Source organism: Ruegeria sp. BC3, assembly GCF_056539265.1.
Genome location: NZ_JBQFUP010000001.1, coordinates 617,899 through 631,650 on the forward strand (window position 1 = coordinate 617,899; position 13,752 = coordinate 631,650).

Genomic DNA, 13,752 nt, shown 5'->3' on the forward strand with positions numbered 1-13,752 from the left:
GGCGCCAATCTATGCCCGACACGGTTACCAAAAGGTTAATCCAAACAATGTCCGATCAGGTCGTCACTCGTTTCGCTCCGTCTCCTACCGGTTTTCTGCATATCGGCGGCGCGCGCACCGCGCTGTTCAACTGGCTGTATGCCCGTGGTCGGGGGGGTAAGTTCCTGCTGCGGATCGAAGACACGGATCGCGAGCGTTCCACGCCCGAAGCCACCGCTGCAATTCTGCAGGGGATGGAGTGGCTGGGTCTGGATCACGATGGCGACGTGATCAGCCAATTCGAAGGTGCCGAGCGACACGCAGAGGTGGCGCGTCAGCTGTTGGCCGAAGGCAAAGCGTATAAGTGTTTCTCAACCCAGGAAGAAATCGCCGCCTTCCGCGAACAAGCCCGCGCCGAGGGCAAATCGACTTTGTTCCGCAGCCCGTGGCGCGACGCAGATCCGTCCACGCACCCAGACGCGCCTTACGTGATCCGCATCAAGGCCCCGCAAGACGGTACAACTGTGATCCGCGACGAGGTGCAGGGTGATGTGACCATCCGAAACGACCAATTGGATGACATGATTCTGCTGCGCTCAGACGGCACTCCGGTCTATATGCTTGCGGTTGTTGTGGATGACCACGACATGGGCGTGACCCACGTGATCCGCGGTGACGACCACCTGAACAACGCCGCGCGTCAGATGATGATCTATGAGGCGATGGGCTGGGACGTGCCGGTCTGGGCACACATACCTCTGATCCACGGGCCGGACGGCAAGAAACTGTCGAAACGCCACGGAGCATTGGGTGCGCAAGAGTATCAGGCAATGGGCTATCCTGCCGCCGGGATGCGCAACTATCTGGCTCGCCTGGGCTGGAGCCACGGTGACGATGAGTTCTTTACCGACGCGCAAGCCAAGGAATGGTTCGATCTGGATGGAATCGGCAAAAGCCCTGCCCGGTTCGATTTGAAAAAGCTGGAAAACCTGTGCGGGCAGCACATTGCGGTTGCCGATGATGCTGCACTGCGGCAAGAGATCGAGGCCTATTTGGCCGCGGCGAATTTGCCTGACCTCACGGAAACACAATCCAGTGATCTGGAACGTGCGATGTATTGCCTCAAGGATCGGGCACGCACATTCCCGGAACTGCTTGAAAAGGCGCACTTTGTCCTGACATCCCGCCCCATTGAACCCGACGAGAAGGCGGCGAAGGCGCTGGCGTCAGTATCCGATGGTATACTGAAAGAATTGACGCCGCACGTGCAAAATGCTAGCTGGACGCGAAACGAACTGGAGCAAACCCTTAATTCGTTTGCAGAAGCGAAAGGGGTTAAGTTCGGCAAACTGGCCGGTCCATTGCGGGCCGCGTTGGCAGGTCGGGCAGTAACGCCTTCGGTTTTTGACATGATGCTTGTGCTGGGGCAGGAAGAAACCCTGGCACGGCTTTCTGACGCAGCGACATAAACCCAAGCTTCACATTTGGGTAACGCTGCTCCGCTAACACCCGGACTGCGCGCCCGCGCGCAGCCGTTGCCCGCAGTGTCGGACAGCGATCCGACATGCGCAAGAATGAGGAAGGGACACTATGACCGACAGCAATAAATCAGCCACTCTGACAGTCCATGGTGAAACGTACGAGTTGCCGGTTCATTCTCCGACCGCTGGTCCTGACGTAATCGATATCCGCAAACTGTACGGTGATGCTGGCGTGTTCACCTACGACCCCGGATTTACGTCGACCGCAAGCTGTGACAGCACCATCACTTATATCGATGGCGAAAAAGGTGAGCTGCTGCATCGTGGTTATCCGATCGATCAACTGGCGAGTAAATCGCACTTCCTCGAAGTGTGCTACCTGCTGTTGTACGGAGAGCTGCCGGTCGCCAAGGATCTTGAGCAGTTCGAAACCACCATCACCCGCCACACCATGCTGCACGAGCAGATGCAGTATTTCTATCGCGGTTTCCGCCGGGACGCGCACCCGATGGCAATCATGGTTGGTGTGGTTGGCGCAATGTCGGCCTTCTATCACGACTCGACCGATATCTCGGACCCGCATCAGCGTGAGGTTGCCTCGCACCGCCTGATCGCCAAGATGCCGACCATTGCCGCATGGGCCTTCAAGTACCACACCGGTCAGCCTTTCGTGTACCCCCGTAATGATCTGGACTATGCGTCCAACTTCCTGCGCATGTGCTTCAGCGTTCCGGCGGAAGAGTATGAGGTCAACCCGATCCTCAGCCGTGCAATGGACCGCATCTTTACCCTGCACGCGGATCACGAGCAGAACGCCTCGACCTCGACCGTGCGTCTGGCGTCGTCTTCGGGTGCGAACCCGTTCGCCTGTATCGCAGCCGGTATCGCCTGTTTGTGGGGTCCTGCCCACGGCGGCGCAAACCAAGCGTGCCTGGAGATGCTGGAAGAGATCGGTTCGGTAGATCGCATCCCCGAATTCATCGAACGTGCCAAGGACAAGAATGACCCGTTCCGCCTGATGGGCTTTGGTCACCGTGTCTACAAGAACTTTGACCCGCGCGCGAAAGTCATGAAGCAGTCGGCGGACGAAGTGCTGGATCTGCTGGGCATCGAGGATAATCCGAAACTGCAAGTCGCCAAGGCGCTGGAAAAGCAGGCTCTGGAAGATCCGTATTTCGCGGAGAAAAAGTTGTTCCCCAACGTCGACTTCTATTCGGGCATCATCCTCGAGGCGATGGGCTTCCCGACCTCGATGTTCACTCCGATCTTTGCGCTGTCGCGCACCGTCGGCTGGGTCAGCCAGTGGAAAGAGATGATTGCGGATCCTCAGAACAAGATTGGCCGCCCGCGTCAGCTTTATCTGGGCGAAACCATGCGCGACTACGTGGATATCGAAAACCGCTGATCACCGGTAAATCCCTGAAAACGCCTCGGCCTCGCGCCGGGGTGTTTTTCGTTTCAAAACAGGCTCAACTGGTCACCCGCCTGCGCGGGTTTGGCAAACAGGTCGCTGCGCAGAGGCGCTGTTTTTGTCATCAACCCCAGACGTTTCACCGCAAGCCTGAACCGTTTGGCCACCAGTTCTGCGTATTCTCCTTCCCCGCGCATACGGTGACCCCAGCGCGGGTCGTAGTCCCGACCGCCGTGCATTTCCCGCAGCTTGGACATGACTATTTCGGCCCGTGCGGGTTCATGTTCGACCAGCCACGCCTGCCAAAGGTCAGAAACCTCTCGCGGTAAGCGCAGCATGATCCAACTGGCAGCATCGGCCCCGGCCTCACGACCAGCTTCCAGAAGGTTTTCCAACTCGTGATCGGTAAGCCCCGGGATGAGGGGCGAAGTCATAACACGGACCGGCACGCCCGCTTCGGTCAACCGCCTGATCGCCGCCAACCGGCGTGCGGGTGAAGGCGCTCGCGGCTCCATACGCCGTGATAGATCCGGGTCCAGCGTCGTCAACGAAATACCCACCCGCACAAGACCCAGCTGCGCCATCGGGGCCAGAATGTCCAAGTCTCTTTCGACCAGGGTTCCTTTGGTTACGATTGCAACAGGGTGTTGAAACGCTTGAAGAACCTGCAAGCACGCCCGAGTAATCGCAAGGCGTTTCTCGACCGGCTGATAGGGATCGGTATTGGTCCCCATCGCAAGCGTCGCCACTTTGTATCGCGGGGCTGACAATTCCTTCCGCAAAACCTCTGCCGCGTTCGGCCGGGCAATCAGCCGGGTTTCGAAATCCAATCCCGGCGAAAGCCCCAGATAGGCATGGCTGGGACGAGCGAAGCAGTAAACACACCCATGTTCGCAGCCACGATACGGATTGATCGAGCGATCAAACGGCAAGTCGGGCGAACGGTTATAGGTGATCACGCTGCGGGCAACCTCTTCGCGCACTTCAGTTCTGAGCGGAGGCAGCTCTTCGTCAGGTGCCCACCCGTCGTCGCAGGCGACCGTCGCTAACCGTTCGAATCTACCTGTTTCATTACTGGCCACACCGCGGGCCTTAATCTCGTGCGCAGGCATATTTGTTCCCGTTACGTTCTCACCATTTTAGTCTTATACACGGAACGCGCTTGCAACAAGCAAAACTAGCTACCCCGCCCCCGACATCTGCCCGAGGTTTTTGCCCGGATGTGAACGGATTGCAGGATGTTGTTGCAGAAAATTCCATCGTGATCGCAAACAATTTGACGTATAGGTCGGTCCCGGAGCCGCCGAGGTCGCAATCGTCACAGTCTAACTGCGACGAAATGGCCAAAACGGAAAAAATGCCACCACGGGCCAACGGTCCGCTCAGCACAGGGAAATACCCCATGTCCGATGAAGAAGACATCGTCCTGTCCGAACTGAATGACGACGAACTTGTCGAACAGATGTTCGACGATCTTTATGACGGCCTGAAAGAAGAGATCGAAGAAGGTGTGAACATCCTGCTGGAACGCGGATGGACCCCCTATGACATCCTGACCAAGGCTCTGGTCGGTGGCATGACCATCGTGGGCCACGACTTCCGAGACGGCATCCTGTTTGTTCCCGAAGTTCTACTGGCCGCAAACGCGATGAAGGGCGGTATGGCAATCCTCAAGCCGCTGCTGGCCGAAACCGGCGCGCCGCGCGTGGGCAAGATGGTGATCGGTACGGTGAAGGGCGACATCCACGACATCGGCAAGAACCTTGTATCGATGATGATGGAAGGCGCCGGCTTCGAGGTTGTGGACATCGGCATCAACAACCCGGTCGAAAACTATCTGGAAGCGCTGGAAACCGAACAGCCTGACATTCTGGGCATGTCCGCCCTGCTGACCACAACGATGCCCTACATGAAAGTGGTCATCGACACGCTGGTCGAACAGGGCCTGCGCGAAGACTATATCGTGCTCGTAGGCGGTGCGCCCCTGAACGAGGAATTCGGCAAAGCCATCGGCGCCGACGCATATTGCCGCGACGCTGCGGTTGCTGTGGAAACTGCCAAAGAGTTTGTCTCGCGCAAGCACAACCAATTGGCTGTGTGACGCCCCTATATACTTTCCGGGTGGGCCGTCCATGTTGGACGGCCCTTTCACTTTCCTGAGAGCCAATGACCGTTGGAGACAACAGCCTTTACAAATTTTCAATAGTGTTCTTACTACACGATGTTAAACAAGTTTCGAGGTTCCCGTGCCAACCACCTTTACGGCCATTTCACTTGGCGTTCTTCCAGATATTGACACCACTGAAGGCAACAACGTTGCCGAAAATGCTTCGGCGCTTGTCGGACTAACTTTCGGCGGGACCGGTGACGCCCTTCTGGCCGATGCTGTCACATGGAGCCCCGTCCAAGTATTTGGCGGCGTCTACGACATGGATGGCTCACCAACAGAACAGTTTTCGATCAACGGCGGCCCCGCACAGACGTTTGATGGCACCTCCATCTACAACGCGACAATCACTTACATCGACGGGACGACGGCCAACATTTCGGCGGTCGTGGCTCAGGACATAGACGGCAACACGTATCTGATGCCCGAGTTTTCCGACAACGCCGATCAAACGGCACTGGAAGCTGGACCAATTCAATCCATCACCTTTAACAGTGTCCAAGGTAATTCTTTTTCCGGCCTCACGGCGGACCGTGAGACTTGGGATCTTGTTACCTGCTTCACAACCGGAACTCTGATTGAAACGGCCAAAGGCCCCATTGCCGTGCAAGATCTCCGCGCAGGCGATAAAATCCGAACACTGGATCGCGGGATGCAAACGCTGCGTTGGGTCGGACAACGTACGGTTAACGCAACCGGAGCGTTTGCCCCGGTCCTGATCAAAAAGGGCGCGCTCGGTAATGACCGTGATCTTATCGTCTCGCAACAGCACAGAATGCTGATCAGCGATTGGCGGGTCGAGCTGCATACCGGCCACCCCGAAGCGCTTGCTCCGGCGAGACAGTTGGTCAATGGCCACGATATCGTGATGCAGTCCGGCGGGTTGGTGACCTACTACCACCTGATGTTCGACCAGCATGAATTGATCTGGGCCGAAGGCTGTCTGAGCGAAAGCTTTCATCCCGGCATTCAGGCGTGGAACAGCCTCGAAGATGCCACCCGGCAGGAAATCCTCGCGCTGTTCCCGGAATTGGCTGATCAGGGGATCACAGCTTACGGTCCCCCTGCCCGTCCGTCGCTGCAATCCTTTGAAACACGGGCGTCGGTGGCCTGACACGCGATGTCGGAACCGGGCTTGCCCTGGCCCGGCTTTCGTCCTTTGATGCTGCTACCGTCTAGGGAAAAGACCATGCAGCACACCAACACACCGGATGATGACAGCCTGACGACGCAGGGCTTTACCGAACAAGGTAAGACCGGCCGCATCTTGTTGCTGGCCTGCGGTGCCTTGGCGCGCGAAATTCTGCATCTGAAACAACGCAATGGTTGGGACCACATGAGCCTGACCTGCCTGCCCGCCATCTTGCATGTCCACCCTGAACGGATCACGCAAGCCGTCGAAGAAGCCGTTGCCAAGCATCGCGGGGACTATGACCAGATCTTCGTGGTCTATGCGGATTGCGGCACCGGAGGGCTATTGCAAAAGGCCTGTCAGGACATGGGGGTCGAAATGATCAAAGGTCCGCACTGCTATTCCTTTTTTGAAGGAAATCAGGCCTTTGAGGAACATGGCGATGATGAAACCACCGCGTTTTACCTAACAGATTTCCTCGCTCGCCAGTTCGACGCCTTTGTGTGGAAACCTCTGGGTTTGGATCGCCATCCTGAACTGCGGGATATGTATTTCGGCAACTACACCAAACTTGTCTACCAGGCCCAAACAGACGACCCCAACCTGACCGCACGCGCACAGGAATGCGCGGATCGGATGGGCTTGGCGTTCGAGCGTCGATTTACCGGTTACGGTGATCTGGAGACCACCCTGACCGAGTGGGCAACACGCGCACAGAGCGCCTGAGCGTCAGGCGTTTTCCTGCGCGACCTCACGAATTCGCTCGATCATGGACCGCAAGCCGTTCGACCGCTGCGCCGACAGGTGGTCGTTCAAACCCAACCGGGCAAGTTCACCCCCTGCGTCAACCTTGGGAACCTCTGCCACCGGCAGGCCGTTATACAATGCTCGCAGAACCGCGATCAGTCCGCGCACAATCAGCGCGTCGCTGTCGCCGTCAAAGCGGAAAACACCACTTTCAATCACAGGATGCAACCACACCTGACTGGCGCAGCCGTGCACTTTGGTGGCCGGCACTTTGAACGCATCATCCAGCGGCTCCATCGCCTTGCCCTGTTCGATGACATGGCGATACCGGTCTTCCCAGTCATCCAGAAACTCGAAATCCTCGACGATGTCCTCAAAGGCGGGCGTTGCCATGTCGCGGCTGTCCTTCTTGTTGCGTTCACATCTGTGACCTATGCCTCTGTTAGGCACCTGTCCAGCCCTGCCGTGGGTTTTCAAACTTTGGAAAGTGCGATAACCCATTGCTCAAATTACTTCTCTGAGCTTTGGGACCATGAAAAAATCTATTCCTCTTCTGTTGGTCGGTACTCTGGCACTGGCTGCCTGCAGCGGTTGGAGCGATTCACGCGTGAATCCGACAAACTGGTTCGGGTCCAGCTCTCCTGCTCCGATTGAAACTGCGCCAGCAAATGATGCTAATGCCCTGATCCCTGAACAGCGGGAAAGGTCTGGGGTGTTTCGTCGACCAGATGAAAAATTGATCGGGTTCCCCATAACCCGCGTGGACGAGCTGCGGATTGAACCCACCCCATCGGGTGCGATCGTCTATGCCGCCGGTACTGCGGCCAGACAGGGTGCCTACAATGCCCGCCTGGTCAAAGTGGAAAACCCCGAAAACGCCCAAAACGGTATCGTGGAATATACGTTTGAGGTCAGCTATCCCGACTACGCGACCAATCAGGGCACAGAGAGATCGCGGCAGGTCACAGATGCGGTCAATATCGGCGCCAAGGAACTACGCAGTGTCCGCCTGGTCCGCGTGCGTGCCGAGCAAAATGCGCTGGAGTCGCGCCGCCGTTAACCCGGCAGCGCCACGACTTTGACCGTTTGCCCCTTGGCGGCCAGAGCGATCTTGCCGTCACACAGTTTCAGGGCATCTTCGCCAAACACCTCGAAACGCCAGCCGGACATCGACGGCAGCTCTCGTTCGCCCGCGGCCAGTTGATCCAGTTCCGAGCTGGTGGCGATCAGCTTGGCCGCCACGCCCGAGCTTTCGGTTTTGGACTTGAGCAAGACGCGCAGTAAATCGGCCAGCGCCGGATTGACCTTGATCTTGTCGCGGCTGTTGTCCACGCGCGGCAGTTCATCGGCGGGGCAATTCACACCGCGTTTAACAGCGGCCAGAATACCTTCGGCAATTGCACCCTTTCGGGCCTCGCGCAGCAGCAGGCGCGATCCACCCAGATCAGAAGGCGTCTTGGGCTTGGTCGAGGCCAGTTCGATCAGCGCGTCATCCTTGAACACCCGGCTGCGCGGCACATTATTGTCCTGCGCATAACCCTCGCGGAATTGCGCGAGTTCGCGCACCACGGCCAGAAACTTGGCCGAGTTTGTCCGGGTTTTGACCCGCTTCCATGCGTCTTCGGGACGGATGATATAGGTTCCGGGTTCGGTCAGGGTGCGCAGCTCTTCGGAAACCCAATGGGTGCGCTGCGACTTTTTCAGCTGCGCCGAGAGGTGCTCATAAATCTGCCGCAAATGCGTAACGTCCGCCAGCGCGTAGGTCTTTTGGGCCTCCGACAGCGGACGGCGCGACCAGTCGGTAAAGCGCGAGGTTTTGTCGACCCCCTGCTTACAGATCTTGCGCACCAGTGTTTCGTAGCCAACCTGCTCACCAAACCCGCAGACCATTGCGGCAACCTGTGTGTCGAACAGAGGTTTGGGGAAGACCGCGGCCTCAACCCAGAAAATCTCAAGATCCTGCCGCGCTGCGTGGAACACTTTGACGACGCTCTCGTCACGGAACAGATCATAAAGCGGGTCAAGCGACAGACTGTCGGCCAGCGGGTCCACCAGAACCGCACTGTCTTCGTCCTCTGACGGCACAGCCAACTGCACAAGGCAGAGTTTTGAATAGTAAGTCCGTTCGCGCAGAAACTCGGTATCTACGGTGACATAATCGTATTCCGCCGCGGCCTTACAGAAATCGGCCAGCTCTTGCGTCGTTGTCAGGGTTTTCATGCGCGCTGCTGTTCTTGCTCTTGTTCTCAGTGGCGGTTCATCGTCCGTTGACTGCCGTGCCCCGCCGTATTGGCGAACATAGGCCGATTACGACGGGCGTGTAAATCACCCTGAGACGTTCAGGGCAGCAACACCGGAGTCCGATCTCCACTGGCGTAACGGCGCAACACTGCAGGATAAAGCTTGTGTTCCCAGACCAGCACGCGGGCCGCCAACGCATCGGGTGTATCGCCTGCTTCGATATCCACCCGTGCTTGCCCAAGGATCGGGCCGTCATCCAGCGCAGCGGTGACCTCATGCACGGAACATCCATGCTCGGCATCACCCGCCTCGATCGCGCGAGCGTGTGTATTGAGGCCTTTGTATTTGGGCAGCAACGAGGGGTGGATGTTCAGCATCCGCCCCTGAAAGCGCGAAACAAAATCACCGGTCAGAACCCGCATGAACCCGGCAAGGCACACGATGTCGGGCTGGGCTTGCTCGAGTGGTTTCAGCAACTCAGCCTCGAACGCGGCGCGATCGCCCTTGAACGGGCGGTGATCGACCGCTGCTGTTGCAATTCCCCGGTCCGCCGCCTTTTTCAGACCACCTGCATCGTGGTCATTGGACAGAACCAGACAGGGTCGCGCCGGATGGTCACCGGTCATGCTGTCGACCAGCGACACCATGTTCGAGCCACCGCCGGAAATCAGGATTGCGACGCGCTTGTGGCTCACAACAGTTTGCCCGAATAGGCCATGCCAGCTGTGTCTGTGATGGTGCCGATCCGCGAAACCGTTTCACCAGCCTCGGCCAGCAAAGCGGCCAGATCGTCAGCACGCTCTGCGTTACAGACGACGATCATGCCGATGCCGCAGTTGAAGGTCTTCAGCATCTCGGCTTCGGCGATACCACCGGTTTCCGCCATCCAGCGGAAGACGGGCGGCAACTCCCACGCGTTCAGATCAATCTCGGCACCCAGCCCCTCGGGCAGAACGCGCGGCAAGTTCTCGGTCAAACCGCCACCGGTGATATGGGCCAGCGCATGAACGCCACCTGCCCGGATCGCTTGCAGGGCCTGTCTCACATACAGCCGCGTGGGTGTCAGAAGCGCCTCGCCCAGCGTACCTTCGCCAAACGGCGACGCTGCATCCCAACCCAGGCCCGAAATCTCAACCAGTTTGCGTACCAGCGAGTACCCATTCGAATGCACACCGTTCGAGCCCAGCCCCAGCAGTACATCGCCCGCCTGTACGCCAGCCGGCAGATGCGCGCCACGTTCCATTGCACCGACCGAGAACCCGGCCAGATCAAAATCTCCATCCGGATACATGCCCGGCATCTCGGCGGTTTCGCCGCCGATCAGGGCGCAACCGGATTGCACACAGCCTTCAGCGATACCTTCGATGATCCGCGCGGCGGTATCCGTGTCCAGCTTGCCGGTCGCAAAATAGTCTAGGAAAAACAGAGGCTCAGCGCCCTGACAGATCAGGTCGTTCACGCACATGGCCACCAGATCAATGCCCACACCGTCGACGAGCCCAGTATCAATTGCGATCCGCAGTTTGGTACCCACACCATCGGTGGCCCCAACCAGAATCGGATCTTCGTATCCCGCGGATTTCAGATCGAACAGAGCGCCAAAGCCACCCAGCCCGCTCATCACGCCCGAGCGGTCGGTGCGTTTGGCGGCAGGCTTGATCCGGTCGACCAGAGCATTCCCCGCATCAATATCAACGCCCGCATCGGCATAGGTGATTCCGTTCTTGCCCGTCGTCATGGCCAACCCCTTATGAATGGTTCCCGCGCGGGTTATTCGATTGTCGCGCATGTTGCAACGGTCAGGCTTGACGCGGGCGTTCACCGTGGTACTCAAAGCGCCTAGGCGGGCCTGTAGCTCAATTGGTTAGAGCAGAGCGCTCATAACGCTTTGGTTGCGGGTTCAAGTCCTGCCGGGCCTACCAAATCCACCGTCTGACCCGATTTAACGCCCGATAATAATGTCGGCGCAAAGACCACCCAGCCGCTCGCTTTTGCCAAGCCGCAGCACCCCGCCATGCGCGCGCGCGATGTCTGCCACGATCGCCAGACCCAGCCCCACACCGCTGCCCTGATTCTGGTTGCGGGCGGGATCCAGTCGGGAAAAGGGTTTTACCGCCTCGGTACGCTGTTCGGGCGGGATTCCCGGTCCGTCATCTTCGACCCGGATTCGTAGGGTCTTGGCCGACATTGACATACTGATCTCTGCCCGATTTCCGTATCGCACCGCGTTTCCAATCAGATTCTCGACCGCGCGGCGAATTGCAGTGGGGCGCAGCATCGCGGTGCCGCCGCCTTCAACCGCCACCAACTCGGCCTGATGCCCGGCGCGCTGCGCGTCATCGACGATCTGACGCAACAGAGCTTCGGGCTCGACCGCCTCAGGCGGGCCTTCGGCTGCACCGCGAGAAAAATCAAGGAAGGCATCCAGCAGCAACTGCATCTCGTCCACGTCCTGCTGCAATGGAGCAGCGTCATCCTCAGGCAGCATGGAGAGCCCCAGTTTGAGGCGCGTAAGCGGTGTTCGCAGATCGTGGCTGACACCGGACAGCATCATCGTTCGCTGCTCCATCTGGCGCTCGATTCTGGCACGCATTTCCAGAAACGCGCTGCCCGCAGCGCGAACTTCAATCGCGCCACCGGGCGAGTATGGCACCACCCGGCCCCGACCAAAGGCCTGGGCCGCATCCGCAAGGCGGGTAATCGGTCGCAGCTGATTGCGCATGTAAAGAAACGAGATGGAAGTCATGACAACGGCAAAGAACACCATCGTCACGATCAACTGATGAGGCGCCGCGGGCGACAAACGGCGGCGATCCAGGGTTACTTGCAGCAGGCCCAGATCGGTCTGAAGGTACAACCGGGCCTCATCCCCCGTCGGCAGCGCGACAGACACCAAATCAGGCAAATCAGTGCGCAAATTGCCTTCGACCTGTGGCGCTATAAAATCGTACCAGCGACGTCGTTCGGTCGCCGGGTCTTGTGCGGTATCGACAAAGCGCGCCTTCATGTCCAACGCCGCCAAATCCAGTCGAACGGATGCCAGCGCCTGTTGCTGCGTCTCGGCCCCGTCCATCGTCTCAAGCAACAGCAGAACCTCACGCGTTGCGCTCTTGGTCATCTGCGCGGTGACGTCCTCAAGGTGCTTTTGCAAAAAGGCAATCCCAACGACCAGCAGCAGCACGACAACCGGCAAAACCAGAATCAGTGCTGCCCGGGCATAAAGGCTGCGTGGCATATATCGTTTGAGCCATTGACTGGACATGCGCTAAACCTAACGGGCTGATCCGCCAAGAGAAAGAGCACAGAATGCAGGCGCCTGACGATTTCAACCCACCTGTCGGTCAAGCAATCGAATTGCAACCGGGATTGCACCGCATACTTGCACCAAACCCGTCCCCGATGACCTATCGAGGCACCAACACCTATTTGGTGGGCGAACGCGACCTGGCCGTGATCGATCCTGGCCCTCTGAGCGAGCCGCACCTCGACGCGATTCTAAACGCCTTGCGACCCGGTCAGCGTATCAGCCACATCGTGGTCACCCACAGCCATCTGGACCACTCTCCCCTTGCGGCCCCGTTGGCGGAACGTACGGGAGCGCCGATTCTGGCCTTTGGCGGGCCACAGGCAGGACGCAGCACGGTCATGACCCAACTGGCGCTGCAAGGTCTGGCCGGCGGCGGCGAAGGGATCGATACCGCGTTCCGCCCCCATATCGAGGTCGCCGACGGCGAAATGATTAACGGCGACGGCTGGCGGCTTGAGGTCATCCATACGCCGGGCCATTTGGGCAACCATATCGCCCTCGCGTGGGGTGATGTTTGCTTTACCGCAGATCACGTCATGGGCTGGGCCAGTTCGCTGGTCTCACCACCTGACGGAGATCTGACGGATTTCATGCAAGCCTGCCACAAGTTGCAAGCGCGCGATTGGTCGGCGTTTCACGCAGGCCACGGCGCGCCCATCTCGAACCCTGCTGAGCGGCTCGAATGGCTGATCGCGCACCGTCAGACACGCGAAGCGCAGATCCTGACCGCGTTGGAAGATCAACCCGGAACCGCCCGGCAGCTGGCCGAGCGCATTTATACCGACACCCCAACGGCTTTGCTGCCGGCAGCGGAACGCAACGTCTTTGCACATCTTGTTGATCTTTATGGGAAATCAAAGGTCACAATGCCCGGCGACCTGTCAGTTGAAGCCACGTTTGACCGCTCGGCCTGACGGTTCCAAAAATTTTTGCCGTTTGGTGCAGTTCCCCTCTGGACGGCAAAAATACAGGTTGTTATACGCCCCTCAGTTCCGGCGTAGCTCAGCGGTAGAGCAGTTGACTGTTAATCAATTGGTCGTAGGTTCGATCCCTACCGCCGGAGCCAAATCTCTCCAAATCAAAACACTCTGATACCTGTCGCAACGGGTGTGTTTTGGTGCGAAACTTTTTCATCGAAAAAAGTTGTGCGACCCTCTGGACGCCGCAGAAACAGGTTGCTATACGGCGCGAACCGTTCCGGCGTAGCTCAGCGGTAGAGCAGTTGACTGTTAATCAATTGGTCGTAGGTTCGATCCCTACCGCCGGAGCCATTTCCACCAAGATTTG

General features: G+C 58.4%; 13 protein-coding genes and 3 tRNA genes. 10 read left to right on the plus strand and 6 right to left on the minus strand.

All coding sequences use genetic code 11. From position 1 onward, the window contains the following. Nucleotides 1–47 precede the first annotated feature (47 nt). The gene (gene gltX / locus ACR0MV_RS03030) at nt 48–1,448 is read left to right on the plus strand and encodes a glutamate--tRNA ligase (RefSeq protein WP_170424536.1); all 1,401 of its coding nucleotides are present in this window, start codon (nt 48–50) and stop codon (nt 1,446–1,448) included. 121 nt (nt 1,449–1,569) lie between these two features. After that, complete coding sequence (gltA, locus tag ACR0MV_RS03035) at nt 1,570–2,865, plus strand: citrate synthase (protein WP_170424534.1); 1,296 nt, start codon at nt 1,570–1,572, stop codon at nt 2,863–2,865. A gap of 53 nt (nt 2,866–2,918) precedes the next feature. Here the strand turns inward: gltA and ACR0MV_RS03040 are convergent, their stop codons facing one another. Then, entirely contained in the window at nt 2,919–3,983 is a 1,065-nt protein-coding gene (locus tag ACR0MV_RS03040) for a PA0069 family radical SAM protein (RefSeq protein WP_480700931.1), read from the minus strand. Nucleotides 3,984–4,273: 290 nt separating this feature from the next. Between ACR0MV_RS03040 and ACR0MV_RS03045 the strand changes: the two genes are divergently transcribed. The 3 genes from ACR0MV_RS03045 (at nt 4,274) to ACR0MV_RS03055 (ending at nt 6,896) form a co-directional block, all read left to right on the plus strand. Further along, nucleotides 4,274–4,972, plus strand: coding sequence for a corrinoid protein (locus tag ACR0MV_RS03045; protein WP_480700932.1), 699 nt, complete (start codon nt 4,274–4,276; stop codon nt 4,970–4,972). A 145-nt stretch (nt 4,973–5,117) separates the two neighbouring features. Beyond that, entirely contained in the window at nt 5,118–6,152 is a 1,035-nt protein-coding gene (locus ACR0MV_RS03050) for a Hint domain-containing protein (protein WP_480700933.1), read from the plus strand. Nucleotides 6,153–6,227: 75 nt separating this feature from the next. After that, nucleotides 6,228–6,896 (plus strand): DUF1638 domain-containing protein, encoded by a 669-nt coding sequence (locus ACR0MV_RS03055; RefSeq protein ID WP_480700934.1) that lies wholly within the window; start codon nt 6,228–6,230, stop codon nt 6,894–6,896. Nucleotides 6,897–6,899: 3 nt separating this feature from the next. On the opposite strand, the gene ACR0MV_RS03060 is transcribed toward ACR0MV_RS03055, so the two are convergent. Next, nucleotides 6,900–7,310 carry a SufE family protein gene (locus ACR0MV_RS03060; protein WP_480700935.1) on the minus strand — a complete coding sequence of 137 codons (411 nt, stop codon included), beginning with the start codon at nt 7,308–7,310 and terminating at the stop codon, nt 6,900–6,902. 139 nt (nt 7,311–7,449) lie between these two features. Here ACR0MV_RS03060 and ACR0MV_RS03065 point away from each other — a divergent pair, with 139 nt between their 5' ends. Beyond that, a complete protein-coding gene (locus tag ACR0MV_RS03065; protein WP_170424523.1) occupies nt 7,450–7,977 on the plus strand; it encodes a hypothetical protein in 528 nt (175 codons plus the stop codon). On the opposite strand, the gene rnd is transcribed toward ACR0MV_RS03065, so the two are convergent. The 3 genes from rnd to purM all read right to left on the minus strand — a co-directional run bounded on the left by rnd (nt 7,974) and on the right by purM (nt 10,896). Then, on the minus strand, nt 7,974–9,137 hold the full coding sequence (gene rnd, locus ACR0MV_RS03070) for a ribonuclease D (protein WP_170424521.1): 1,164 nt from the start codon (nt 9,135–9,137) through the stop codon (nt 7,974–7,976). The two genes, ACR0MV_RS03065 and rnd, sit on opposite strands and share 4 nt — an antisense overlap. A 119-nt stretch (nt 9,138–9,256) precedes the next feature. Then, complete coding sequence (gene purN, locus ACR0MV_RS03075) at nt 9,257–9,853, minus strand: phosphoribosylglycinamide formyltransferase (protein ID WP_170424519.1); 597 nt, start codon at nt 9,851–9,853, stop codon at nt 9,257–9,259. Next, entirely contained in the window at nt 9,850–10,896 is a 1,047-nt protein-coding gene (purM, locus tag ACR0MV_RS03080) for a phosphoribosylformylglycinamidine cyclo-ligase (RefSeq protein ID WP_480700936.1), read from the minus strand. The genes purN and purM overlap by 4 nt, the downstream gene beginning before the upstream one ends. A 107-nt stretch (nt 10,897–11,003) precedes the next feature. On the opposite strand from purM, the gene ACR0MV_RS03085 reads away from it, so the two are divergent. Further along, a tRNA-Ile gene (locus ACR0MV_RS03085) sits at nt 11,004–11,080 on the plus strand. Between the two features lie 20 nt (nt 11,081–11,100). Here ACR0MV_RS03085 and ACR0MV_RS03090 read toward each other — a convergent pair. Further along, nucleotides 11,101–12,420: an ATP-binding protein gene (locus ACR0MV_RS03090; protein ID WP_170424515.1), complete on the minus strand. Its 1,320-nt coding sequence runs from the start codon at nt 12,418–12,420 to the stop codon at nt 11,101–11,103. Nucleotides 12,421–12,464: 44 nt separating this feature from the next. Here ACR0MV_RS03090 and ACR0MV_RS03095 point away from each other — a divergent pair, with 44 nt between their 5' ends. From ACR0MV_RS03095 to ACR0MV_RS03105, 3 genes are all read left to right on the plus strand, one after another. After that, on the plus strand, nt 12,465–13,379 hold the full coding sequence (locus ACR0MV_RS03095) for an MBL fold metallo-hydrolase (RefSeq protein WP_480700937.1): 915 nt from the start codon (nt 12,465–12,467) through the stop codon (nt 13,377–13,379). 77 nt (nt 13,380–13,456) lie between these two features. After that, nucleotides 13,457–13,531: transfer RNA gene (locus ACR0MV_RS03100), tRNA-Asn, on the plus strand. A 130-nt stretch (nt 13,532–13,661) separates the two neighbouring features. Further along, nucleotides 13,662–13,736: transfer RNA gene (locus ACR0MV_RS03105), tRNA-Asn, on the plus strand. The last annotated feature ends 16 nt before the right edge of the window (nt 13,737–13,752 follow it).

Coding starts and splice junctions, on each gene's coding strand:
- purM (WP_480700936.1), bottom strand. CDS start 10,896: ATGACGACGGGCAAGAACGGAATCACCTATGCCGATGCGGGCGTTGAT.
- ACR0MV_RS03045 (WP_480700932.1), top strand. CDS start 4,274: ATGTCCGATGAAGAAGACATCGTCCTGTCCGAACTGAATGACGACGAA.
- gltA (WP_170424534.1), top strand. CDS start 1,570: ATGACCGACAGCAATAAATCAGCCACTCTGACAGTCCATGGTGAAACG.
- rnd (WP_170424521.1), bottom strand. CDS start 9,137: ATGAAAACCCTGACAACGACGCAAGAGCTGGCCGATTTCTGTAAGGCC.
- ACR0MV_RS03065 (WP_170424523.1), top strand. CDS start 7,450: ATGAAAAAATCTATTCCTCTTCTGTTGGTCGGTACTCTGGCACTGGCT.
- ACR0MV_RS03090 (WP_170424515.1), bottom strand. CDS start 12,420: ATGTCCAGTCAATGGCTCAAACGATATATGCCACGCAGCCTTTATGCC.
- ACR0MV_RS03040 (WP_480700931.1), bottom strand. CDS start 3,983: ATGCCTGCGCACGAGATTAAGGCCCGCGGTGTGGCCAGTAATGAAACA.
- ACR0MV_RS03060 (WP_480700935.1), bottom strand. CDS start 7,310: ATGGCAACGCCCGCCTTTGAGGACATCGTCGAGGATTTCGAGTTTCTG.
- ACR0MV_RS03055 (WP_480700934.1), top strand. CDS start 6,228: ATGCAGCACACCAACACACCGGATGATGACAGCCTGACGACGCAGGGC.
- ACR0MV_RS03095 (WP_480700937.1), top strand. CDS start 12,465: ATGCAGGCGCCTGACGATTTCAACCCACCTGTCGGTCAAGCAATCGAA.
- gltX (WP_170424536.1), top strand. CDS start 48: ATGTCCGATCAGGTCGTCACTCGTTTCGCTCCGTCTCCTACCGGTTTT.